The organism is Mucilaginibacter inviolabilis (assembly GCF_011089895.1).
In the GTDB taxonomy this organism is placed as follows: Bacteria; Bacteroidota; Bacteroidia; order Sphingobacteriales; family Sphingobacteriaceae; genus Mucilaginibacter; species Mucilaginibacter inviolabilis.
The window spans coordinates 579,525-601,778 of record NZ_JAANAT010000004.1 but is presented as its reverse complement, the minus strand read 5'-3'; the positions used below and the strand labels follow the sequence as shown (position 1 = coordinate 601,778).

Here is a 22,254-nt window from a genome sequence, read left to right as displayed (position 1 = left end):
TATGGTGCATTATAAAACTATTAGCGAATGGTTCCAGGCCTGGCAACTGCCAAAACCCGAACATCCGCTCATCAGTGTAATTAAGGTAGATGTTGCCAGAATGATGCGCAGCGGTGATACGCTGACCTCTTTTTGCGATTTTTACTGCATAGCTATTAAGCGGGTTACAGGTGCCCAGGATCTCAAATTAAAATATGGACAGCAACCTTATGATTTTAATGAGGGGATCATATCATTCGTATCGCCCGGTCAGGTAACAAGCCTTACCGTGGAAAAAGACGTTGAAGTAAAGCAATCGGGATGGTATTTAATCGTCCATCCCGATTTTCTATGGGGTACGCCATTAGCTCATGCCATAAAAAGATATGAGTTTTGGGATTATGCTGTAAACGAATCTTTATTTCTTTCTGAAAAAGAAGAGGAGATTATCATCAGTATCGTTCAAAATATCTACAGCGAAACGCACGCTAATATTGATAAATTCAGCAAGCAGATCATTATATCACAGTTGGAAAGCTTACTCAATTATGCCGAGAGGTTCTATAACCGCCAGTTCATTACACGCGAAAAGGCTAACCATAAAATACTTGATCGCCTGGAAAAAGTATTGAATGCTTATTTAAGCAGCGGGCAACCGGCCATTAAAGGTTTGCCAACGGTTAATGATGTTGCCGCCAGGCTTCATATCACCCCCAAATACTTAAGCAGCTTACTCAGGATGCATACGGGGCAAAACACTCAGCACTATATCCACGAAAAGCTGGTTGAAAAGGCTAAAGAAAGAATATCCACCAGCGACCTTTCCATAAGCGAGATCGCTTATGAATTAGGATTTGAACATTTGCAATCATTTAGCCGACTGTTTAAAGCGAAAACACAGCTATCGCCTCTGGAGTTCAGAGCTTCATTCAAAAATTAACAATTGAAATCACCGCTCTTCAGCTTGTGATCGGTGTTATCGGCGCACTACTAAATAGCTTTATCGAATTACCTTTTCGCCCCCTGGGTCTTTTGAAAGAGATCCCGAGGAAACGAAAAAGGAGCATTTTAAAATGCTCCTTTTTTAATAGCGAGGTATTTCAGGACCCGCATAAGGGTTTTCGAGGGCATTCATGATTTGAACAAGCCTGTGTTTGGCATGTCCGCCTTTATCTTCAGTTTTTACTGCCGCTAAATTTCTTTCTACGGCATCCTTAACGTCGAATTGTGTGATCGCCCTGTCGATCCTGAGAGTTTGGGGCAATGTTGCTTTTTCAAAATAGTCTATTAGTTCCTGATCGGTCATCTTGCAAAAGTAGAAACATCTTTATGATAAATTCCTTTTATGGTTAAATAAGTGTCCATACAAAATGCTCCAGCTACCTTAAGCGTCCCGAAACGGCCCAACAAAAAAAGCATACCCACAAATAGTCCTATAACTACCAACATTGGTGCATTGCTGCTTAAAACAGGAGTGTGTTTCTTTGCGTTGATGTATTTAACGTCCATTCACTAAATGCAAGAGATTCTTTTTCAACTTAAAAGACTCAAAACATCAGTCAATAATATCATGATGAAAACAGTATTAATCACCGGGGCCAACAAAGGAATCGGTTTTGAAACCGCCAGGCAACTGGCACAGTTTAACTACTTTGTATATTTAGGCAGCAGGGATAAAAAACTCGGACTGGAAGCTATACAAAAATTGAATGATCTGGGTATAAACAATGTGGAAACTATTGTAATTGACGTGGCAGATATTAACTCTGTACGCCAGGCCAGACAGACCCTGGAGAGTAAAATCAGCTCTTTAGATATTTTGATCAATAACGCTGCTATTGCCGGCGATCAGCCTCAAAATTTCTCTGAATGCAAACTGGAAAACCTGCGGGCAATATTTGACGTTAATTTTTTTGGCGCTATACAAACCACCCAGGAATTTCTGCCATTGCTGAGAAAGTCCAGCCAACCATCCATTATCAATGTTTCCAGCGAAGTTGGTTCGCTCGCCGGGCATAGCAGCCCAAATAGAAACCTGGGTCGGGATAAATTCCACGCTTATGGTTCTTCTAAAACAGCGTTAAACGCTTTTACCATCATGCTGGCCAATGAGCTTCGTGATGCCGGAGTTGTGGTTAACAGCGTTACCCCTGGCCATACAGCTACAGATCTTAACCAATTTCAGGGTACAAAAACGGTGGAACAAGGCGCAGTACCAATCGTAAAACTGGCTACACAAGCTCACACGGATATCACAGGAAAATTCTTCAGGGATGAGGGTGAAGTAGCCTGGTAACTCATGTAAAAATCTCCTTTAACCTATATATCAATTTAACATGCGAATAGTAACACTGGAAGAACATATCTCTTTCCCGGAAATGGCGGCTCAAATACCCAAAGACGCTTTGGGTGGTTTTGGCCAATCAGAACGGATGCAGCAGCTTATACCAAAACTGGCCGATATTACCGGTGAACGATTACAATCAATGGATGCCAATGGCATTACCATGCAGGTGCTCTCTGTAGATAGCTCGGGCGCCAATTTGTTAAGCTCAGAGGAAGGCCCAGCTTTTGCACGGCAGTACAATGACTTAATTGCTCAAAGAATAGCTGGTTTTGAGCATCGGTTTACGGTCTTTGCACACCTGCCTATGACAGCCCCTATAGCTGCGGCCGACGAATTGGAACGCGCGGTGACTGAATACCACTTTCGTGGCGCTATGATCAGGGGACTAACACAGGATAAGTTTTTAGACCAGCCTGAATTTGCACCCATATTTGAACGGGCCGAAAAGCTGGATGTACCCATTTATCTTCACCCAGGCCTGCCGCCAAAAGGGGTAGCAGATATTTACTATAGTGGTTTACCTACCCATTCGGGTATGGCCGAAGCATTGGCCTGTTACGGCTGGGGATGGCACTCAGAAACCGCCCTGCATGTTTTACGCCTGCTCTATTCCGGAATTTTCGATCAGTATCCCAAATTAAAACTCATCATTGGCCATATGGGCGAAATGTTACCGATGATGATGGTCAGGTCTGAGCGGGCATTTAAACCCGGTAATGGAGGTGCCAACCAGCGTACGCTTACCGATACTTTTCATCAGCAGGTTCATATTACCACCAGCGGTTTCTTTACACAGCCGCCGTTAAAAATTGCCCTGGATACTTTTGGCATTGATAATTTGATGTTTTCTATTGATTATCCCTTTAGCACCAACGAAATGGGTATTGAATTTTTAAACGCTATTGAGCTTCCGGATCAACAAGTGGCTAAAATAGCGCATGGTAACGCAGATAAACTGCTGAAATTAAAATTATAAATCACATACAGAGGGGAAAATATGTATCCGATAATCAGCGATATGTATCACTCCCCAGATACTTGTCCGGGATAATTTTGTATCATAAAATAATTGATATGAAATCTAAAGTAATTTTAATAACAGGCGCGTCCAGGGGGCTTGGGAAAATATGGGCTGAAGCATTTTTAAAACGCGGTGATAAAGTAATTGCCACCGCCCGAAATATTGATTCATTAACAGAGCTCAAAGCAGCATATGGAGAAGCAATATTGCCCCTTCAATTAAATGTAAATGACCGCGGGCAATGTTTTGCTGTGGTTAAACAGGCTAATGAACATTTTGGAGGAATTGACATACTGATCAATAACGCCGGCTATGGTTTATTTGGCGCCATTGAAGAAACAAGCGAACAGGAAGCCAGGGATCAGTTTGATACAAATGTGTTTGGCTTGCTATGGATGACACAGTCCATTATCCCGGTTATGCGGGAACAGGGTCATGGACATATCATACAGATTTCCAGCTTGCTGGGTATTGTGTCCGGACCTGTTTTGGGCATTTACAATGCATCTAAATGGGCCATTGAAGCACTAAGTGAAAGCCTTGCTGCGGAAGTAAAAGGGTTTGGCATCAATGTAAGTATTATTGAACCCAATGCATTTGGTACCGACTGGAGCGGCGACTCGGCCATTAAGGCTAAATCTATCGCTCATTACGATGGTATTAAGGAAACATTTTACGGATATTTTAAACCCGAAATGATTGGTTATCCGGAAGCCACCGTACCGGCCATTTTAAAATTAGCAGATAGTGAACAGCCTCCTTTACGTCTGTTTTTAGGAAAGTTTACCTTACCTCGGGTACAACAGGTTTATGCCGACCGATTGGCAGTTTGGGATTCATGGAAAGAAGTTGCAATAGCGGCACATGGTCATTAATCAGTTAAATTAAAACCGATACAGTATCCCATCAGCCGGATACTGTATCTTTATCAAAATGAAGCATTTTAAAAATTTAAACGAACTTCATCAAGCCAGGGGCTGGCCGATATCGGAAAACCCTTTACTTAGTCTGATCACCTGTGTTGACGTATGCCCAACTACATGCGGCATGGCTCAAAATGAATATACAACCGACTTTTATATCATCGCATTTAAGAGAGTTATATCCGGTAGTCTTTATTACGGCCGCACCAAATACGATCATAAAGGAGGATCCATGATTTATATTAAACCCGGGCAGGTTATTGAGCTAAAAAACATCAGACTGGAGGGCAGCGGATTTACAATCATGTTTCACCGCGATTTTCTGAATGGCGAGCCCCTGCATCAAACCATCAAAAAATATAGTTTTTTCGACTACGAAACCAATGAGGCACTCCATATTTCGCCGCGTGAGGAAGAAATTATGTGGGAACTGTTTCGAAAGATCGAGACTGAATATAATAATAACCAGGACGAGTATACCAAGGAGATCATTTTGGGTCATATTGAAGCTATCCTCAAATATTCGCAACGATTTTATAAACGCCAATTCCTGAACAGGACCGAGCTAACGGGTAAGGTAATTTCCAAATTTAATAAAGCCATCCGGCAGTATTTTGAGAATGGTGCATTACAAACCAGTGGCTTGCCAACAGTTACAGCTATTGCAGCCCAACTCAAGATGTCCCCCCATTATCTCAGCGACCTGCTGAGGCAGGAAACAGGCAGATCGGCAATCGATCATATCCACAGCTATCTGATCACAGAAGCAAAAAACCTGCTGATTGGTGCCGACCTTACCGTAGCACAGATTGCCTATCAACTTGGGTTTGAAAACCCTCCTTACTTTTCCAGACTTTTCAGAAAAGAAACAGGTATTAGCCCGATAGCTTATCGCAAACAGCACTAAACAAGATTGTGGTTTGGTTAAATGCGTTCGACATATGAAATATTATGGTTTGGCAATAATCAAACGCAATGCACCGGTAAAAAATGGTTGCTTGCGTAAGTGCCCGTATTTTTCATCCCATTCACCTGATGCGAGTGCGTTTTTCAATCTGTTTACCATAACTTCCTGTTGTTCTGCCGGGATAAACCCCCAGGCCGACATGGCTGCTCTTACCTCTTTAGATATAAAGGCTTCCGGCCGACCATAAAAGGCTTCCTGAAAACCATCAACACAATGTAAGGGAATGGGTATTTTCTGAATTTCACAATTATTCCCTAACTGATCGCAGAGCCATTGCATATCCGGATAGCGCTGCCGCTCTACTTCTACAACCTCCGGAAAATAATCTGCGTTCCAGAACACGTCCAGATCATCGCGGTCATAGGTCATAATAATGATCGGGCCCCGGGTTACCCTTCTAATTTCTCTTAAGCCTCTCGCAATATCCGGCCAATGATGTATGGTGAGGAATGCAGTAGCGGCATCAAATGCTCCCTCATCAAAGGGCAATGCATCGGCAGTGGCATTAATTGCCGGAACTTTATGATGGCGCATACGCTGTGTACGCATGGTAATGGAGGGCTCTACAGCAATCACATAACGATCCTCCGGTTCATAGGAGCCTGCACCTGCGCCGATATTCAGAATAGTTTTGGCATCGCCCAGGGCTTCATGAATATATTTGGCTATTTCAGGCTCTGTTTGTCGCTGACCAGAATAATGTTGCCCGAATTTGTCGTAATTAAATGAAGGGTCTTGTATTTTCATAAGTAGTGGTAATTTACTCAAATATAAGAAGGTTTATATTTTGAATAAGTTCAATACCAGGTATGTTGATAAAGGGCTATCTGTATGAAAAAATAAAAACGGCCAGACGCTTATTCGGGCATTATTTTATGCTATTTTTGCTTTCCCAAGCCGCACAATAAGGCTCCTCCACATGCTGTTTTGATACCCAACTCTGTATCAGTAATTTAATAACAATTTATTAATAAAAGCTTAAAGCAAACGGTACTTTGTGTTTAATTATGTTGATTATACTTGCAATAAACAACTATTAAAAAAAGTCATGACCAATTCAATTTTGGAGATCACCGAGAACGAATACCTGATCAAACTGAACAGAAGTAACTTCAACTTATCGTTCATCAGGAGTTTATTAAAGATGGTCGAAGTGGCCAATCCGACCGAAGAAAACGACTATTCTTATAGCGACCGTGTTGTATCGCCTTACCAGAATCACTCTGCTACTGCCGATTATTTCAGCGCTATCGACGAGAAATAAAAAAGGGATGCTTTCGCGTCCCTTTTTTTATTTTATTCCTTTTATTTTCTTTCCTGATTAAAACTGGCGATATCCGCCTCTTACTACCTGCTGTTTATCCATCTGAGCCATTTGCGCTTTCATCATCTTGATCTGTTCGGCCAGTAATTTATTCTTATCATCTTTTGTCGCTTCAGAGAGGTACATCTGTGCTTCGCGCTTATTGCGTTTAGCCATAGAAATACCTGCCAGGCTCAATTTAGCCAAAGCTGTATTATGCGACATTTTCATACCCAGCTGAAGTGCTTTTTTAAAGTATTTTTCTGATTTCATAGGCGCCTTGCGCGATTCGATTAAACCTATGAGTAAGTTATAATAACCATGCTGATTTTTATGCAGCTGTTTTTCGTAATCAGTGATCTTCATTAACCAGGCCTCGGCTTTTTCTGAATTTTCTTTACGCAGATAGAACTGAGATATAAGCATATTCTCGTTAAAGAAGAAGCTCAACAGCACAATACCACCCAAAAATAAAACTAAAATTCCCCAGCCCCAAAATCCGAAGGCACAAAGCGCAACCGCCGCACCGAACAGTACACAGGCTATAATTAGCCTAACAATATTTGACATAATTTATGATACTATATATTGAGTACAAATATCCGTTAATTTGTACGCTTAATCAACATTATATCAATATTTATGGCAAATGCATTAGACCCCTCCTGGATGGATGTTTTGAAAGACGAGTTTGGGAAAGACTATATGATAAAATTAAAGGATTTTTTACAAAAAGAAAAAGCAGCAGGCCAGGTAGTTTACCCCAAAAACAGCGAGATATTTAACGCCTTTAACACCACCCATTTTGATGATGTAAAAGTGGTAATACTGGGGCAAGACCCATATCATGGTGCGCACCAGGCTCACGGGCTTTCGTTCTCGGTACAAAAGGGTATTGCCACGCCACGTTCGCTTATCAATATTTACAAGGAGTTGCAAACCGATATTCCCGGTTTTAAGATCCCTAATCACGGCAATCTGGAAGAATGGGCCAAGCAAGGTGTATTGTTATTAAATGCTACGTTAACGGTGAGGGCGAGCAGTCCGGGTTCGCATCAAAAACAGGGTTGGGAAGAGTTTACCGACGAGGTGATCAAAACCATATCCGACAAAAAAGAAGGCATTGTATTTATACTATGGGGAGCCTTCGCGCAATCAAAAGCGGCATTGATAGATGAAAAGAAACATTTTATCCTGAAATCGCCCCACCCCTCTCCTTTCTCGGCCGACCGTGGTTTCTTTGGCAGCAAACCATTTTCCAAAACCAATGAGATATTAAGAAGAGAAGGAAAAGCAGAGATCAACTGGCAGATAAGTTGAGAAGAGAATCAAGAAACCAGAGTCAAGAATCAAGAGTCTTGCTGATAGGTTATAAAACAAAAAAAGCCAAGAAGCTAAGTTTTGATCTTAATTCTTGACTCTAGTTTCTTGACTCTAAAAAATCAATATTCCAACGGAACGATAGGTTCCTTTTTGCTGGTCGACATGATCATCATGGTTTGGAAAGTTTTTACCACTGTGATGCGGCTTATCTTTTCCATGATCAATTGTTCGTATGATTTAATGTCGCGTACGTATACCTTCAGTAAAAAATCGCACTGTCCGGTTACGTGGTGGCACTCTGTTACCTCTTTGATGTGTTTGATCTCATCCAGAAATGTTTGAATGGTATTTTTCTGATGAAAATCAAGCGATATCTGTATAAAGGTTTTGATACCGAGGCCCAATTTTTCCTCATCAACCAGGGCGTGATAGCTCTTGATGTACTCGGCATTTTCCAGCTTGCGTACACGCTCCAGGGTTGGGGCTGGCGAAAGCCCTATCTCGTTTGAAAGTTGAAGGTTGGTTATTCTTCCGTTTTCCTGTAATATCTTAAGTATTTGAAGATCTATTTTATCTAATTCCGCAGCCATCAGGTTACAATAATGTACGCAAATATACAGTTTTCCTCTGTTCACAAAATTATATTTCTCTCAAAAGTAATTCAGCAAAAATATATTTCCCATGATTTTCATAATTTAGATAAGTCTAAATTTTTTATTAGATTTGTATAAATGAATACGTTAGCCGAGGAAAACTATTTAAAATCGATCTATCACCTGTCAATTAATGCTGGAAATGTGAGCACTAATCAAATTGCCGCGTCATTAAATACCAAGGCGTCGTCGGTTACGGATATGCTGAAAAAGCTGGCTGATAAGGCGCTCATCAACTATACCAAATATCAGGGTGTAAACCTTACTCCGTCTGGCGAAAAAATAGCGGTGAATATCATACGCAAACACCGCCTCTGGGAGTATTTCCTGGTAGAAAAGCTCAAGTTTAAATGGGACCAGGTACATGATATGGCCGAAGAAATGGAGCATATATCATCGGCAGAACTGATTGACCGCTTGGATGAATTTATGGATTACCCCCAACATGATCCGCACGGTGAACCCATACCCGATTGCAATGGCCGGTTTACTACCTCAGAGTTAAAGCCCATATCTGCATTGAGCATAAATGACTGCGGCACTATTTCCGGTGTGCGCGATCATAGTTCATCGTTTTTACAATATCTCGAAAAACAACAGCTTACACTCGGAAAAAAAATATCGATCATAGAGATCGTAGAATTTGATCATTCCATGATCATACAAATGGAAAACAAAAAACAAATACATATCAGCCGCGAAGCAGCCAATAATTTACTGATAGCTTTATGACAGATACCCATAACCAATCATTAGGAGACGTACACAGTTCGGTTACTACCGAAAATAAAACAGGCTGGCGCAAAATAATGGCCTTCCTGGGCCCGGCCTACCTGGTTAGCGTGGGCTACATGGATCCGGGCAACTGGGCAACAGACATTGCCGGCGGTAGTGCCTTTGGTTATAAACTCATATGGATATTATTTGCCTCTAATCTGATCGCGCTCCTTTTACAATCACTTAGCGCACGATTGGGTATCGTTCGCGGGCTCGACCTGGCGCAGGCATCCAAAAACGCCTATCCCCGTTTTGTGAATTTCTGGCTGTACATACTGGCACAAATAGCTATTATAGCCTGTGATCTGGCCGAAATTATCGGTATGGCTATTGGCTTAAAACTACTATTTAACCTGCCGTTGATCTGGGGGGTATCACTTACCATAACCGATACCATACTTATGCTTTATTTAATGAACAAAGGCATGCGTAAGCTGGAAGGTTTTATTATATCCATGATATTTATTGTAGGGCTATCCTTTTTAATAGAGATGTTTATTGTACAGCCCAGCGTAGTTGAAATTGCCAAAGGCTTTGTCCCCGGTAATTTAAGCGGCGAATCACTATACATTGCTATTGGTATCATTGGCGCTACGGTGATGCCGCATAACTTATATCTACACTCCTCGCTGGTACAAACCCGGCAGATCACCCGTACCGACGCGGGTATTAAATCGGCTATTAAATTCAATTTGTTTGATACCGTTATCGCGCTTAACCTGGCCTTTTTGGTGAACGCGGCCATTCTGATACTGGCAGCTACTGCGTTTTATAAGAATGGTTATTTTAAAGTTGCTGAAATACAGGATGCCTATAAACTACTGGAACACATTTTTGGTAAAGTTGCTCCTGTGCTTTTTGCTGTGGCGTTAATCGCTTCAGGACAAAGTTCAACTATTACGGGTACACTTGCCGGGCAAATTATTATGGAAGGCCACATTAACCTGCGTATTGAACCCTGGCTGCGCCGATTACTTACCCGCGTGCTGGCTATTGTTCCGGCAGTATTTACCATCATTTATTTTGGCGAAAATGGGCTGGGTAGCCTGATTATACTAAGTCAGGTGGTATTGAGTTTGCAATTGGGCTTTGCGGTTATCCCGCTTATCCACTTTACATCTGATAAGAAACGGATGGGTAAATTTGCCATCAGCTTTAAGGTAAAAGTATTGGCCTGGGCCTGCGCAATTCTTATTGTTGCCTTGAACGCTAAACTGGTATACGAACAGCTATTCGACTGGATAAAAGAGTACCCATCTTCTGCTCTCTGGATATATGCCCTGGTTTTCCCTATTGTAATTGGTGTAGCAGCACTGCTGATCTATGTATTTTTCAGACCGATGCTGTACAAGCATAAAGATCAGCCGGTTTATGTACCCCACGGCATTGCCAGCGCCATTACCGAGCTTGATGCCATTACCTATAAACATGTGGCCATTACTATTGATTTTTCAAAAAATGATAACGATTGTTTACGCCATGCCATTATGCAGGGCGGTAAGCGGGCCAGTTACACCCTGATACACGTGGTGGAAACTGCCGGTGCCCGCTATTATGGCAAACAGGTTATGGATAGCGAAACCCAAAGCGATGCAGACAACCTGGATAAGTATGTTACCGCGCTGGAAAATCTGGGCTATAAAGCGCAGGCACAAATTGGTTACGGCAACCCGGCAAGTGCTATCGCCAAGATTGTGAATGAGGAAGGTGTTGATTTTATAGTGATGGGCTCACATGGCCATAAAGCGCTCAAAGACCTTATTTTTGGCACAACTGTAAACTCGGTGAGGCACATGGTGAATGTGCCGGTATTGGTGGTGAAGCCAAGCAGGTAATAATATAGCAAGGCCTGTTTTGGTTATTTTGCGTAAATTTGCACCTCACCGAAAGGAAAAACATGACTACTCAGGATAAAATATATATAAAAAACAAGAAGGCTTATTTTGAATACCACATACTGGATAAGTATGTAGCCGGTATTCAATTACTGGGCACCGAAATAAAATCGATACGTGAGGGCAAGGCCAATATTAATGATGCTTTTTGCACTTTTATTAATAACCAGTTATTTGTACGCAACCTGCATATATCAGAATACTCCTATGGCTCGTTCTACAACCACGAAGCCAAACGCGATCGTGTACTGTTGCTTACCAAAAAAGAACTCAAAAAACTCCTGACCCGCGGCGAAGAAAAAGGCTTGACCATCGTACCCCTGGCCTTGTTCATCAGCGAGCGTGGTTTTGCCAAACTGGAAATTGGGCTAGCCCAAGGTAAAAAGACATTTGACAAACGCGAAACCCTAAAAGAGCGCGATACCAAAGTTGAAATGGACCGGGCGATGAAAAGGTAGCCCTTCGGGGATGTGCAGATGTGCGGATTTCAGATTTGCAGATGATTCTTATAAAATGAAAAGCCCGACTTTAAACAAGTCGGGCTTTTCATTTCTCATTTTAAATTTACCTACCTATCATTTGAAGTACCATCTACACATCTGAAATCCGCACATCTGCACATCTATCTACCACGCTTTATCCCCTACCAACGGCACAAACCTGAAGGTATCCAACACAATTTTTTCGTAGTCATTTTCAGCAACTTTGAGTATAGTTACCATTTTCTGGGTTTCTTCGTCGCCTACCGGAATTACCAGGATACCACCTATTTTGAGTTGTTTCAGCAGCACATCCGGTACAGTTGGCGCACCGGCAGTTACGATAATCTTATCATAAGGTGCATGTTTAGCTATGCCAATGGAGCCATCACCGCAAAAAAAGTTAGGCTTGTAACCCATTTTTTCGGGCAGGATAAACCGGGTACGCTCATACAGTTTCTCCTGGCGCTCAATGGTATAAACTTTAGCGCCGAGCTCCATTAATATACAAGTCTGATAGCCCGAGCCTGTGCCAATCTCCAGTACTTTATCCCCTTTGCGAATGTGCAACAACTCGGTTTGGTAAGCAACAGTATAAGGCTGCGATATGGTTTGCCCCTCGCCTATCGGAAAAGCGATATCGCTGTAGGCCTGGTTCCAGAAAGTTTCATCAAAAAAATAGTGGCGCGGTACTTTGCTTATGGCCAGCAACACTTCTTCATCCTGGATACCTTTTTTTCGCAGGATGTCAGTCAATCGTTTACGGGCGCCTTTTTCGCGGTAATTATCAATATACTTATAAGCCATTTATACGGCAAAGTTAGCAGGAAATTCAGCATTTGGGGGATGCAGGGAACGTACATATGGGTAATTCATTATGTGTTAGCTTATAAAAAATTACTTTTCATTTTGTCATCCCGAGGAACGAAGGATCTATTGTAAAGTATACAGGTTGTAGAATAGATGCTTCACTGCGTTCAGCATGACAAGGCTTTTTATAAACCCTATCTAATACGGATCAACATCGGGCTGAATAATACTGCCTTTGCTCAGCTTGGTAGTCTGAAACTGGGTGATCACATCCCGCAATATGGCTTTGGCCTTCACAATAGAAATACCATCGCGCTCAAATTTGAGCATGATAGATTTGATATAATAATTACGAATACGGCTGATCAACGGTGACTCCGGACCTATTACCCGTTCGCCGAAGTGCCTGCGTAGTTCGTTACCAAGATAATTAGCCTGGTTGTATAATACTTCGGGATCTTTATGCTTAATATCCAGGTTAATGATGCGATAAAACGGTGGATATTTAAAGCTTTTACGCTCCTCCATTTCTGTAAAGTACAGATCATTATAATCATTGGCAATCACCTGTTTGATAACGCGGTGATTGGGATCATAGGTCTGGATCACCACCTTGCCCTGCTTCCCTCTCCGCCCTGCACGACCGCTTACCTGTGCCAGCATCTGAAAACTACGTTCATTGGCCCGGTAATCCGGAAATTTAAGCATGCTGTCGGCATTAATAATCCCGATGAGGGTTACATCGGCAAAATCAAGTCCCTTGGCTACCATTTGGGTACCTACCAGTATATCTATTTTTTTTTCTTCCAGATTGTTCAGTATGGTTTGCAGCGAGTTACGGGCACGGGTAGTATCCAGATCCATGCGGGCGATACGTGCATCGGGTAACAGCAAACTCAATTCATCCTCTATCTTCTCGGTACCGAAACCTTTGTATTCCAGATGTGTTGAGCCACATGCCGGACAAACAGACGGCGAATCTTCCCTATAACCACAATAATGGCAATGTAATTTGCCACTGCTTTTGTGATAGGTAAGACTTACATCGCAATTAATACATTTTGGCGTATAGGCACATATTTTACACATCAGCACCGGCGCATAACCACGACGGTTTTGAAACAATATTACCTGCTCTTTATGAGCCAACGCTTGATTGATCCCCTCCATCAACACACTGGTAAAGTGCGACTGTATGGTTTTTTGTTTGGTTTCATGACTGATGCTCACCACCTGTACATCGGGCAGCTGTACACCACCATAACGTTCGGTAAGTTCAGCAAAACCATACTTATGGGTGCGCGCATTAAAATAGCTTTCAAACGAAGGCGTAGCAGAGCCCAGTAATACTTTCCCCTTATGCGTGTTGGCCAAAAAAATAGACGCATCACGAGCGTTGTATCGAGGAGCCGGGTCGAACTGTTTGTAAGAGGTTTCGTGTTCTTCGTCAACCACAATAAGACCAAGGTCATTAAAAGGCAAAAATACCGATGAGCGGGCACCCAAGATCACTTTGTAATCATTGTTCAATACTTTTTGCCAAACTTCCACCCTTTCGTTATCATTAAAACGGGAGTGATAAACGCCAATATCGGCACCAAAATATAGTCGTAGGCGTTCAATAATATGGGTGGTCAACGCAATTTCGGGCAACAGGTAAAGTACCTGCCTGTCATTACGCATCATTTCTTCTATCAGTCTGATGTACAGCTGTGTTTTGCCTGAAGAAGTAACCCCATGCAGCAATACTACATCTTTCTCTTTAAACTGATTGCGCACACTTTGAAGCACTTCGGTTTGCTGTTCGCTCAGTTCAAAATTACTGTCAAGATCTTCCTCTTCTTCAAAGTGCAGGCGACTTACATTTTTTTCTTCAGCTATCAGGATCTCTTTTTCGATGAGTGATTTAATGCTCGATTCGCCTGCACCGCTTTCTTCTATCAGCTCATTCTTGGTGATGACCTTTTGATGTCGAGCCAGTTTGATATAGGCCAACAACGCGTCGGCTTGTTTAGGGGCACGTTTCTCCAGTATAGGAAAAAGCTCCCGCAAATTATCGGGATGATTATAAACCGGATTTAGCGTAATAAAAGTCCGCTTGCGGGGTTTGTAACGTTCGCTTACCTCTTCGGATATATGGATGATGTTCTTCTCAAACATCAGCTTCAGGATAGGCATTACCGTTTTCTGACCCAGCAATTTGGCAATATCACTTACGGTAAGTTCCGGCTGAATATCCAGGGCTTCTACGATCAGAAATTCTTTATCATGAAGAGTTGAGCGGTCTATCTCATAATCTTTATTGAGCACAATACGGGTTTCGCTGGCTAACTTTAGTGCAGCGGGCAGCGCTGCATTCATGACCTCGCCAATATTGCACATGTAATAGTCGGCCAGCCATTGCCAAAAATTGAGCTGATGAGGCGTTACAACCGGCTGATCATCCAGTATTTCGATAATATATTTCGCCTCGTATTTTTCGGGTGCAAGAGTACTTATTTCTTTAACAATGGCAGTATACAGCTTGCTTTTACCAAACTGCACCACTACCCTTTTACCTATAGCGATGGCGTCATTTTGCTCATACGGAACCCGATAAGTATAATTTTTTGAAATTGCCAGCGGTAAAATCACTTCGGCAAAAAGCGTTTTACGATCGGTATGTTCAATTTCAGCAAATTCTAACATGGAAAGGGGGAAATTCTAAAAACTAAATTCTAAACTTTAAATATTAAATCCGAAATCGAACGGCCGAAGTCCGAAATCAAAAATCATTTATTCCTGAAAGCAGCAATAGCCAGCATCAGCCAGCCTAAAATAAACAGCAAGCCGCCCAGGGGTGTAATTGGACCAAGGGCTATCAGCCAGTCCCAACCCAGCAGGCTGCGACATGATAACAGGTATAATGACCCCGAAAAAAACAAGATACCAAAGCTAAAGAAGTAATAAGCCAGGGCTATCTGGTTATTTTTAAACCGTGCAAAGGTTGATAAGAAAAGCAAAGCAAATACATGATAAAAGTTATACTGTACAGCCGTGTGCCACACCTCCAGATCGGCGGCAGACAAGCGGCCTTTTAAACCATGCGCCCCAAATGCCCCGGTAATAACGGCCAGCATGCCAAAAACCGAAGCTGTAATAATTATTTGTTTGTTCATGCAGATATAAAAAGCTAAGTTAACCAATTGAAAGTATTACTTTAATGCCGCAGGGTAAAATTCTATCTTTGTAAAGCAATCCGCTATGAAACGTCTGATAGTTATCACCTTAATTTTACTCGCCGCTGCTATAGCTATAACAGTTGTTTATTTTAAAAACTTAAGTCCGCCGGGAGTGCGTACGGGCCAGGTGATGCATACCATACCTGATAATGCCACCGCCGTGTTTGAATTTAACAGCGAAAAAGGGTTTTACGACATTTTTAAGGGGAATCAGCTATTAAGCGCCGTTATTGGTAAAGATAAGCTAACCGATCTGGACACACTACGTAAGTTATTGATCGCATCACCACAGCTGGAGCGTTTTTTTGAAGGGCAAAATGTATTTATCTCGGTACATCCATCCAACAGCAACGATATTAATTTGCTTATTACCATACCCACCACTACCGATTTTAAAACGGATGCTTTTACTAATTTAAATACACAGCCTAACAGTGGCCTATCTGTAACACCGGTACACAATACGGTTGGGACAACTTATGATGTGCTGGTTAAAGCCATTAATAAACATTTTTACATCACCCAAAAAGAGAATAACATTTTTGCAGGCAGCTTTTCCAAAGAACTGATAGATCAAAGCATTCTATATAAGGACGATAAAAACCAAAATATTTTTATTCCACTGCCCGAACAGCAAAATGCCAACTCTCTGGCTAATCTCTATATTAACTATAGCCAGCTTACTCCCCTCTTTGATCAGATATTTAAAAACAAGAACACCGATATTTTTAAGAGCTTTAAATTATTACCCGCTTTAGCTGCCCTCACTTTAAATTTCAAGAACGATGCGTTGATGTTTAGCGGCTTCACCACTATACAGCACAACCATACGGCCAGCTATTTAAATTTATTTGCCGACCAACAGCCGGTAGTAAATCACTTGAAGGACATTTTCCCGTCTACTACGGCCTATACCATCAGCTTCGCGGTTTCTGACCCTGTAAAATTTTCTGCAGGGCTTACCCAATGGCACATTAAAGCCGGCATCAGCAATGAGAAAGACCAGCTTTTTAGTAAAATAAAAGCAGAAACCGGTGTATTTTTAAAACCAGAATTTGAGCACTTACTGGGCAACGAATTTGCGGTGGTTACTACCCGTTACCAGGAAAAATATGCTATTGTTTCTGTTAAGGATGGTTCAAAACTAAGACCTTTTATGATGAACATCAGCACCATGACCAGCGACAACATTGGGCAGTTTAATTATGATAAAGTTCCGTTTTATCTGCTGGGCGATGCTTTCAGCATTTTCAGAAAGCCTTATTTTATGATCATTGATAATTACCTGGTGTTGGCAGCTACCTCCTCCGAACTAACAAGCTATTCAGACACGTATTATAACCGCAAATTTATCAGTAAAACAGATCAGTACAATCAGTTTGACAACCTGTTGGCCGAAAGAAGTAATATTGCCTTTTTTATCAACTTTAAAAACTCACAATCTATATTCAAACGGGATCTGAAAGATGCTTTTTATGATGTCTTTGAAAACTCCAACCCTAGCTGGAAAAGCTTTTATGCCGCCGCCTATCAGTTTAGCGCTTCGGACAAAAACTTCTACACCAATCTATGTATGCGGCTGAATAATACCGACACCACCGCTACTCCAATTAAATAAAAAAAACACACAACCATACGCTAACAATTCCCGTTAAAAGGGGCTGTTGTGTTTGCAATATTTCCCTGCAGTTTATGGAAATATATCCCGGTGGTTTAAAATAAACCATTACTAAACAGAAAGTTGGCAAATTATCCTATGAATAAAAATAAGCTATTAATTGTCTTTGGTATATTATTTTTCTCTTTATCAGCTTCTGCTCAGCAATTTTCGCAATACAATACGGGTACCCTATATGATTCTTTCGAGAACCCCTCACAACGATCATTTATCCCCGACTCGAGCCGTCAATATGCCTTTAACTTTTTTATCCCAAACTTTAATGCTAATACGTACTTAACCGGCAACGCACAACGTACCTTTAAAAGCAAATTATTTGGCAGCAATTCACAATACTATACCGATAATTTACAAATAGGCCAGGGCAAATACAACCACTTTAATGCCAATATTAATGCTTATGCTATTATGTTTAAGCTATTCTCGAGTTTTAATGGCGACGTGGAAATCGGCTTTTCGGCGCAGACTAAAGCAGAGGCCCGGGGCTTTTTCTCAGATGAATCATTTGCCCTTCTAAACGGAACCAGGAATTTCCCTAATGATAATTATAGCAATATATTTAATGATAATTACCGATATCAGGCTTATCACCAGATAGGCTTTTCATACCGCGAACGGATCAATAAAAAAATAGCAGTAGGGTTTAAAATAAGCGCCTTGCTGGGTATCCAGTATCAGGAGTTTAATATCAATCACTCCCAAATCACTTTTGACCGTACTAACCCCAATAATCCAAGCGCGTTACTGGGCTTAACCGGCCGGTATTATGCCAATTATATACCCGGTCAGCGGGATGCACGTGATTATCTGCCCAACCTGCGCAACCCTGGCGCTGCTATTAGTTTCGGACTTTCCTATATTACAGACGATCGTGTAACTATACAAGGTAATATTAAGGATCTTGGCTTTATTCATTGGAGCAACCGATCAGCTACTTATGATTTTAATAACAGCGGTGTGATCAATAATTTGGGTTCTCAGCATTTTGCGGATACCCTTTATAACCGTGTGCGTACCATCATGCAGGATAATAATAACAAAACAGTTAAACCGCTTACAACCGCCACAAACGGGCTTGCCGAACTAAGTGCAACCAAAAGTTATTGGATAGGTTATGGCAATACATGGAAGTACTCGCCTACGCTTATAGCTTCAAAATCATTGTTTTACCCGGATTTTACAGGAGCTTTGGTTAATCATTTTAATTACCGTGGTCTTTTTACAGCCACCCTCACTACCAGCTATGACGATATGCATTTTTTCAATATCGGCACACAGCTCATGATCAAATCGCCCAATACCGAATTTTATATTGGTACAGAAAGGTTGACCAATACCAGCAAATTGGCAGCAGCAGCTTTGCATAACAACTCGCAAATAAATCAAGTAGGTAATTATTCAGGAGGCGATTTTTATTTAGGATTTACCCTGAAATTTGGACGTGTGATTGAACATCCCATGAATGCCAGCATTATCCCAATGGGCGAAAAAGGCTTTTTTGGTCGCCTGTTTGGTCGTTTGTTTAAAACCACTGGCAATAAAGGCATCTAAGATACCTGAAGGCTACTCTATCTATAAAGCTTTCTTTCCGGCGATAAAATCTTTGAGATAGTAAGGCTCGAAATAAGCGACATCCTCAAATTCTTTTTTATCGAACTTTTCAGCCGCTTTTTGACTCAGGAATGTGGCCGAATTTACAAATCCCGGTAAAAACTGAGCATTATGATTAGTGCCTAATGCAGCTTCACATTTATCGGCACCGTCGCCAAAAAATATAACCTTGTGTTTGTTGAGCTCTTCAGCAAAACTTTGCTCATCTATAATATCTGCGGAAGTTGATCTTACTTTTTGGCCATGAGCATCAAACAGTGCACAATAAACTTCCATCCGGCGGGCGTCGATCATGGGGCATAACAATGCACCCTCGTCAACTGTAAAATCATCACTGTGAATAATACCATAAGCCATAGCCTCCAGTGTTTCAATAGCGATGAGCGGTTTATCCAGGGCAAAACACAAGCCTTTAGCTGTTGAAACCCCAATCCGAAGACCGGTATAAGAACCGGGACCGCTACTTACCGCAATAGCATCAAGGTTATCATAAGTTAAATTTGCCAAGGCCACCAGTTCATCAATAAACAAAGTAATTACCTCTGCATGTATGTTACGCTCGTTGATCTGTTTAAATGCCATAACTTTGCCATCAATAGCTAAGGCTATAGAACAGGAAGTAGTTGCGGTTTCTATTTGTAAAATAACACTCATTTTCTTTTAGTTCATTAGTTCAATGGTTCATTTGTTTATTGGTTGCAATGTCAGCTATATCCGTTAGTACAGTATATCACAATACAAATACCAATGAAGCATTGAACTAATAAACAAATACCAATCACGGTACCGGATCATGGCCATGTCCACCCCAGGGATGGCAGCTGGCAATACGTTTCAAAGTTAACCATCCGCCTTTAAAAGCGCCATGTTTTTTAATAGCTTCTACACCATATTGGGAACAGGTTGGTGTATACCGGCACGAAGCGCCGGTAAGCGGAGAGATAAAATATTGATATATTTTTATCAGTAGTATGAAAATGCCGCCTACAATTGTCTTCAATATATTAACTGCCGCCTCCATATCACTTCAACGGGATATTGTTTGCGGTTGTTAATTGCTCGGCAAGCTGGCCAAGCATCTTTAACATCTTTTTTTCGATAACACTGTAAGGGACTATTTCTTTTCCGATATACCCTATCGATAGTACAATTGTTTTATCGGCTGTTTTAAGTAAGTCATACAGGTACTGATGCTTGTGCAGTCGGTACGACTCGCGCATGCACCTTTTTATTAAATTACGGTCAACAGCATGCTTATAACGCTTTTTTGAAACCGAAAATAAAATCTGAGCTGGGAATGGTTGTGGTTCGGAATTAAATAACCACGAAGCTTTGAAGGGATAACATAAAAAAGAAGAACCGTTATGAAAAAGCTTATCAATAAGCCTTTTGTTACATAATCGTTCTTCTTTTTTAAAAGTATACATAGTTGCCATAATTGAACCGGAGTTTGAGCATATAAACGGTCCATGTCCCTTATGAAAGGACCAAGCAACCAGGTTTATGCTTTATGACGACCTTCGTCAGAAACTGTTAATCTTTTTCTGCCTTTAGCTCTTCTGGCTGCTAATATTCTTCTACCGTTAGCAGTTGACATGCGCTCACGGAAACCGTGTTTGTTTCTTCTTTTTCTTTGAGAAGGCTGGAAAGTTCTTTTCATGACTGTATATTTTTATTCTATTTCGATCTTTTTAAAAACAAGAGCGCAAATGTAGTAATTTTTCAAAACATTTCAAATACTATTTTTCTTATTTGTTGCTCTATGTTTGTTGCTGTAAATTAAGCGTTTTAAAACTGCAATATGAAATCATTACTCATCCTGCTCTTAATAGCTTTACCATCAATTGTTTTAGGACAGGATGTATCGCCTGCTCATTACAAAATATACAGCACGGCCGAGCAAAAAATGGTCGCAATTAATGATATTATTGACCAAACCGGCAAAATTGATGTGCTGTTTTTTGGCGAGGAGCACAATGATTCAACCGCTCACAGCCTGGAATTTGCCCTATTTAAAGGCCTGACAGAAAAATATCCTGCGCATGCGGCGCTTTCACTGGAGATGTTTCAAACCGATTGCCAGCTGGTATTGGATGAATATCTTCATGATCTTATCCGCGAAAAAAACTTATTAACTGATGCCCGTGCCTGGCCAAATTATAAAGATTACCGTCCGCTGATTGAACTGGCCAAGCTCCAACACTTACTGGTGGTGGCGGCCAATGCACCTTCGCGTTATACCAATATGGTTACGCGCAATGGTCTTGGCAGCTTACAGCAATTAAGTACCCAGGCCAAAGGCTACCTGGCCCCTCTTCCTATTGATACCGCTGCCGGAGCGTATTACAATAAATTTGTGAAGATCATGGGCGGACATGAAGCGATGGCCGGTATGCAGATCTATCAATCCCAAAACCTTTGGGATGCCACCATGGCCTGGTCAATAGCACAATTTCTTAAAACCCACAACGGGTTTAAAGTATTACAGCTTAACGGTGGTTTTCACAGCGAAGAAAAGTTAGGAGCAGTGGCTCAGCTCAAAAAATACGCCCCAAAAGCAAAGGTAATAACCATAGCTTCTTATAGCGGGGAAAATTTTGATAACCCCGATTGGGCAAAATTTAAAACTCTGGCAGATTATGTTATTCTGACAGATACAAAATCGGGTAAGGAATAAAATAAACGAAGAGTAAGGACAAAAGGATCAAAGATTAAAGATAAACATCTTCATCCATGATCCTTTCATATGTATGGTCTTTGATCCTTGATCCAAAAATCTTTGATCTAAAGCTATGCTTTTTTAGCTAACAGATCGCGTATCTCGGTAAGTAAGGTTTCCTCTTTTGTTGGTACAGGATCTGCAACCGGAGCGGCTTCTTCTGGTTTCTTTAATGAATTTATTGCTTTTACTACCATAAAAATACAAAAAGCAACAATCAGGAACTCGATCACGGTGTTGATGAAATTACCGTAGTTGATAGATACGTCGGCTATTTTTTTAGCCGGATCGCCCGGTTTGATAAGAATTTTCAAGTTTTTAAAATCAATACCACCGGTTACATAGCCAATTGGCGGCATAATTACATCATTTACCAATGAGGTAACTATTTTACCAAAAGCAGCACCAATGATAACGCCCACTGCAAGGTCAACAACGTTGCCGCGCATGGCGAACTCCTTAAACTCTTTGATTATTGCCATAATGATAGATTTTAGTTAATAATTTAGTTCAGGTAACGGAATAAATAGGTTTTAGTTTTAACTAAT

At 41.3% G+C, this 22,254-nt stretch carries 26 protein-coding genes; 13 read left to right on the top strand and 13 right to left on the bottom strand.

Features of this window, described 5'->3' with window-relative positions:
* Position 1: 1 nt before the first annotated feature.
* On the top strand, positions 2-919 hold the full coding sequence (locus G7092_RS26145) for a helix-turn-helix domain-containing protein (protein ID WP_166094301.1): 918 nt from the start codon (positions 2-4) through the stop codon (positions 917-919).
* A 144-nt stretch (positions 920-1,063) separates the two neighbouring features.
* Here the strand turns inward: G7092_RS26145 and G7092_RS26140 are convergent, their stop codons facing one another.
* Positions 1,064-1,285: a DUF6965 family protein gene (locus tag G7092_RS26140; protein WP_166094299.1), complete on the bottom strand. Its 222-nt coding sequence runs from the start codon at positions 1,283-1,285 to the stop codon at positions 1,064-1,066.
* Positions 1,282-1,488: a hypothetical protein gene (locus tag G7092_RS26135; RefSeq protein ID WP_166094297.1), complete on the bottom strand. Its 207-nt coding sequence runs from the start codon at positions 1,486-1,488 to the stop codon at positions 1,282-1,284. Before G7092_RS26135 ends, G7092_RS26140 begins: the two co-directional genes overlap by 4 nt.
* Positions 1,489-1,552: 64 nt before the next feature.
* Here G7092_RS26135 and G7092_RS26130 point away from each other — a divergent pair, with 64 nt between their 5' ends.
* From G7092_RS26130 to G7092_RS26115, 4 genes are all read left to right on the top strand, one after another.
* Positions 1,553-2,275: an SDR family oxidoreductase gene (locus G7092_RS26130; protein ID WP_166094294.1), complete on the top strand. Its 723-nt coding sequence runs from the start codon at positions 1,553-1,555 to the stop codon at positions 2,273-2,275.
* A 40-nt stretch (positions 2,276-2,315) separates the two neighbouring features.
* On the top strand, positions 2,316-3,302 hold the full coding sequence (locus G7092_RS26125; protein WP_166094291.1) for an amidohydrolase family protein: 987 nt from the start codon (positions 2,316-2,318) through the stop codon (positions 3,300-3,302).
* Positions 3,303-3,400: 98 nt separating this feature from the next.
* Positions 3,401-4,222 (top strand): SDR family NAD(P)-dependent oxidoreductase, encoded by an 822-nt coding sequence (locus G7092_RS26120; RefSeq protein WP_166094289.1) that lies wholly within the window; start codon positions 3,401-3,403, stop codon positions 4,220-4,222.
* A 58-nt stretch (positions 4,223-4,280) separates the two neighbouring features.
* A complete protein-coding gene (locus tag G7092_RS26115; protein ID WP_166094287.1) occupies positions 4,281-5,177 on the top strand; it encodes a helix-turn-helix domain-containing protein in 897 nt (298 codons plus the stop codon).
* Between the two features lie 42 nt (positions 5,178-5,219).
* Here G7092_RS26115 and G7092_RS26110 read toward each other — a convergent pair whose 3' ends face one another.
* Entirely contained in the window at positions 5,220-5,984 is a 765-nt protein-coding gene (locus G7092_RS26110) for a class I SAM-dependent methyltransferase (protein ID WP_166094285.1), read from the bottom strand.
* 301 nt (positions 5,985-6,285) lie between these two features.
* Between G7092_RS26110 and G7092_RS26105 the strand changes: the two genes are divergently transcribed.
* Positions 6,286-6,501 (top strand): hypothetical protein, encoded by a 216-nt coding sequence (locus tag G7092_RS26105; protein ID WP_166094283.1) that lies wholly within the window; start codon positions 6,286-6,288, stop codon positions 6,499-6,501.
* Positions 6,502-6,558: 57 nt separating this feature from the next.
* Here the strand turns inward: G7092_RS26105 and G7092_RS26100 are convergent, their stop codons facing one another.
* The gene (locus tag G7092_RS26100; RefSeq protein ID WP_166094281.1) at positions 6,559-7,110 is read right to left on the bottom strand and encodes a DUF2892 domain-containing protein; all 552 of its coding nucleotides are present in this window, start codon (positions 7,108-7,110) and stop codon (positions 6,559-6,561) included.
* 72 nt (positions 7,111-7,182) lie between these two features.
* Between G7092_RS26100 and ung the strand changes: the two genes are divergently transcribed.
* The gene (gene ung / locus G7092_RS26095) at positions 7,183-7,860 is read left to right on the top strand and encodes a uracil-DNA glycosylase (protein ID WP_166094279.1); all 678 of its coding nucleotides are present in this window, start codon (positions 7,183-7,185) and stop codon (positions 7,858-7,860) included.
* 122 nt (positions 7,861-7,982) lie between these two features.
* Here ung and G7092_RS26090 read toward each other — a convergent pair whose 3' ends face one another.
* Entirely contained in the window at positions 7,983-8,453 is a 471-nt protein-coding gene (locus tag G7092_RS26090; protein WP_090465496.1) for an Lrp/AsnC family transcriptional regulator, read from the bottom strand.
* A gap of 141 nt (positions 8,454-8,594) precedes the next feature.
* Between G7092_RS26090 and G7092_RS26085 the strand changes: the two genes are divergently transcribed.
* The 3 genes from G7092_RS26085 to smpB all read left to right on the top strand — a co-directional run bounded on the left by G7092_RS26085 (position 8,595) and on the right by smpB (position 11,646).
* Entirely contained in the window at positions 8,595-9,248 is a 654-nt protein-coding gene (locus G7092_RS26085; RefSeq protein WP_166094277.1) for a metal-dependent transcriptional regulator, read from the top strand.
* Complete coding sequence (locus G7092_RS26080) at positions 9,245-11,128, top strand: Nramp family divalent metal transporter (RefSeq protein ID WP_166094275.1); 1,884 nt, start codon at positions 9,245-9,247, stop codon at positions 11,126-11,128. Before G7092_RS26085 ends, G7092_RS26080 begins: the two co-directional genes overlap by 4 nt.
* A gap of 62 nt (positions 11,129-11,190) precedes the next feature.
* Positions 11,191-11,646 (top strand): SsrA-binding protein SmpB, encoded by a 456-nt coding sequence (gene smpB, locus G7092_RS26075; RefSeq protein WP_090465488.1) that lies wholly within the window; start codon positions 11,191-11,193, stop codon positions 11,644-11,646.
* 168 nt (positions 11,647-11,814) lie between these two features.
* Here smpB and G7092_RS26070 read toward each other — a convergent pair whose 3' ends face one another.
* The 3 genes from G7092_RS26070 to G7092_RS26060 all read right to left on the bottom strand — a co-directional run bounded on the left by G7092_RS26070 (position 11,815) and on the right by G7092_RS26060 (position 15,635).
* Positions 11,815-12,474 carry a protein-L-isoaspartate(D-aspartate) O-methyltransferase gene (locus G7092_RS26070; protein WP_166094273.1) on the bottom strand — a complete coding sequence of 220 codons (660 nt, stop codon included), beginning with the start codon at positions 12,472-12,474 and terminating at the stop codon, positions 11,815-11,817.
* Between the two features lie 201 nt (positions 12,475-12,675).
* Entirely contained in the window at positions 12,676-15,165 is a 2,490-nt protein-coding gene (priA, locus tag G7092_RS26065; RefSeq protein ID WP_166094271.1) for a replication restart helicase PriA, read from the bottom strand.
* 83 nt (positions 15,166-15,248) lie between these two features.
* Positions 15,249-15,635 carry a DUF423 domain-containing protein gene (locus G7092_RS26060; RefSeq protein WP_166094269.1) on the bottom strand — a complete coding sequence of 129 codons (387 nt, stop codon included), beginning with the start codon at positions 15,633-15,635 and terminating at the stop codon, positions 15,249-15,251.
* 85 nt (positions 15,636-15,720) lie between these two features.
* Here G7092_RS26060 and G7092_RS26055 point away from each other — a divergent pair, with 85 nt between their 5' ends.
* Complete coding sequence (locus G7092_RS26055; RefSeq protein WP_166094267.1) at positions 15,721-17,316, top strand: hypothetical protein; 1,596 nt, start codon at positions 15,721-15,723, stop codon at positions 17,314-17,316.
* Positions 17,317-17,454: 138 nt separating this feature from the next.
* Positions 17,455-18,927 (top strand): DUF5723 family protein, encoded by a 1,473-nt coding sequence (locus G7092_RS26050; RefSeq protein WP_166094264.1) that lies wholly within the window; start codon positions 17,455-17,457, stop codon positions 18,925-18,927.
* A gap of 21 nt (positions 18,928-18,948) precedes the next feature.
* Here G7092_RS26050 and tsaB read toward each other — a convergent pair whose 3' ends face one another.
* From tsaB to rpmH, 4 genes are all read right to left on the bottom strand, one after another.
* Positions 18,949-19,641, bottom strand: coding sequence for a tRNA (adenosine(37)-N6)-threonylcarbamoyltransferase complex dimerization subunit type 1 TsaB (tsaB, locus tag G7092_RS26045; RefSeq protein WP_166094262.1), 693 nt, complete (start codon positions 19,639-19,641; stop codon positions 18,949-18,951).
* A gap of 124 nt (positions 19,642-19,765) precedes the next feature.
* A complete protein-coding gene (gene yidD, locus G7092_RS26040; RefSeq protein ID WP_166094258.1) occupies positions 19,766-20,008 on the bottom strand; it encodes a membrane protein insertion efficiency factor YidD in 243 nt (80 codons plus the stop codon).
* 1 nt (position 20,009) lies between these two features.
* Positions 20,010-20,414, bottom strand: a complete 405-nt coding sequence (gene rnpA / locus G7092_RS26035; RefSeq protein WP_166094582.1) for a ribonuclease P protein component — start codon at positions 20,412-20,414, stop codon at positions 20,010-20,012.
* A 74-nt stretch (positions 20,415-20,488) separates the two neighbouring features.
* Entirely contained in the window at positions 20,489-20,647 is a 159-nt protein-coding gene (rpmH, locus tag G7092_RS26030; RefSeq protein ID WP_110583460.1) for a 50S ribosomal protein L34, read from the bottom strand.
* Positions 20,648-20,788: 141 nt separating this feature from the next.
* Between rpmH and G7092_RS26025 the strand changes: the two genes are divergently transcribed.
* Entirely contained in the window at positions 20,789-21,664 is an 876-nt protein-coding gene (locus G7092_RS26025) for a ChaN family lipoprotein (RefSeq protein ID WP_166094255.1), read from the top strand.
* Positions 21,665-21,777: 113 nt separating this feature from the next.
* On the opposite strand, the gene mscL is transcribed toward G7092_RS26025, so the two are convergent.
* The gene (gene mscL, locus G7092_RS26020; RefSeq protein WP_166094252.1) at positions 21,778-22,188 is read right to left on the bottom strand and encodes a large-conductance mechanosensitive channel protein MscL; all 411 of its coding nucleotides are present in this window, start codon (positions 22,186-22,188) and stop codon (positions 21,778-21,780) included.
* Between the last annotated feature and the right edge of the window lie 66 nt (positions 22,189-22,254).

Bases quoted from the DNA above. Each gene is read 5' to 3' on its own strand.
- G7092_RS26070 (WP_166094273.1), bottom strand. From the start codon at position 12,474: ATGGCTTATAAGTATATTGATAATTACCGCGAAAAAGGCGCCCGTAAA.
- G7092_RS26050 (WP_166094264.1), top strand. From the start codon at position 17,455: ATGAATAAAAATAAGCTATTAATTGTCTTTGGTATATTATTTTTCTCT.
- G7092_RS26115 (WP_166094287.1), top strand. From the start codon at position 4,281: ATGAAGCATTTTAAAAATTTAAACGAACTTCATCAAGCCAGGGGCTGG.
- smpB (WP_090465488.1), top strand. From the start codon at position 11,191: ATGACTACTCAGGATAAAATATATATAAAAAACAAGAAGGCTTATTTT.
- G7092_RS26080 (WP_166094275.1), top strand. From the start codon at position 9,245: ATGACAGATACCCATAACCAATCATTAGGAGACGTACACAGTTCGGTT.
- G7092_RS26135 (WP_166094297.1), bottom strand. From the start codon at position 1,488: ATGGACGTTAAATACATCAACGCAAAGAAACACACTCCTGTTTTAAGC.
- G7092_RS26130 (WP_166094294.1), top strand. From the start codon at position 1,553: ATGAAAACAGTATTAATCACCGGGGCCAACAAAGGAATCGGTTTTGAA.
- G7092_RS26085 (WP_166094277.1), top strand. From the start codon at position 8,595: ATGAATACGTTAGCCGAGGAAAACTATTTAAAATCGATCTATCACCTG.
- G7092_RS26060 (WP_166094269.1), bottom strand. From the start codon at position 15,635: ATGAACAAACAAATAATTATTACAGCTTCGGTTTTTGGCATGCTGGCC.
- G7092_RS26140 (WP_166094299.1), bottom strand. From the start codon at position 1,285: ATGACCGATCAGGAACTAATAGACTATTTTGAAAAAGCAACATTGCCC.
- rnpA (WP_166094582.1), bottom strand. From the start codon at position 20,414: ATGTATACTTTTAAAAAAGAAGAACGATTATGTAACAAAAGGCTTATT.
- G7092_RS26125 (WP_166094291.1), top strand. From the start codon at position 2,316: ATGCGAATAGTAACACTGGAAGAACATATCTCTTTCCCGGAAATGGCG.
- G7092_RS26025 (WP_166094255.1), top strand. From the start codon at position 20,789: ATGAAATCATTACTCATCCTGCTCTTAATAGCTTTACCATCAATTGTT.
- mscL (WP_166094252.1), bottom strand. From the start codon at position 22,188: ATGGCAATAATCAAAGAGTTTAAGGAGTTCGCCATGCGCGGCAACGTT.
- G7092_RS26090 (WP_090465496.1), bottom strand. From the start codon at position 8,453: ATGGCTGCGGAATTAGATAAAATAGATCTTCAAATACTTAAGATATTA.
- rpmH (WP_110583460.1), bottom strand. From the start codon at position 20,647: ATGAAAAGAACTTTCCAGCCTTCTCAAAGAAAAAGAAGAAACAAACAC.
- G7092_RS26110 (WP_166094285.1), bottom strand. From the start codon at position 5,984: ATGAAAATACAAGACCCTTCATTTAATTACGACAAATTCGGGCAACAT.
- G7092_RS26055 (WP_166094267.1), top strand. From the start codon at position 15,721: ATGAAACGTCTGATAGTTATCACCTTAATTTTACTCGCCGCTGCTATA.
- G7092_RS26105 (WP_166094283.1), top strand. From the start codon at position 6,286: ATGACCAATTCAATTTTGGAGATCACCGAGAACGAATACCTGATCAAA.
- G7092_RS26100 (WP_166094281.1), bottom strand. From the start codon at position 7,110: ATGTCAAATATTGTTAGGCTAATTATAGCCTGTGTACTGTTCGGTGCG.
- tsaB (WP_166094262.1), bottom strand. From the start codon at position 19,641: ATGAGTGTTATTTTACAAATAGAAACCGCAACTACTTCCTGTTCTATA.
- yidD (WP_166094258.1), bottom strand. From the start codon at position 20,008: ATGGAGGCGGCAGTTAATATATTGAAGACAATTGTAGGCGGCATTTTC.
- priA (WP_166094271.1), bottom strand. From the start codon at position 15,165: ATGTTAGAATTTGCTGAAATTGAACATACCGATCGTAAAACGCTTTTT.
- G7092_RS26120 (WP_166094289.1), top strand. From the start codon at position 3,401: ATGAAATCTAAAGTAATTTTAATAACAGGCGCGTCCAGGGGGCTTGGG.
- G7092_RS26145 (WP_166094301.1), top strand. From the start codon at position 2: ATGGTGCATTATAAAACTATTAGCGAATGGTTCCAGGCCTGGCAACTG.
- ung (WP_166094279.1), top strand. From the start codon at position 7,183: ATGGCAAATGCATTAGACCCCTCCTGGATGGATGTTTTGAAAGACGAG.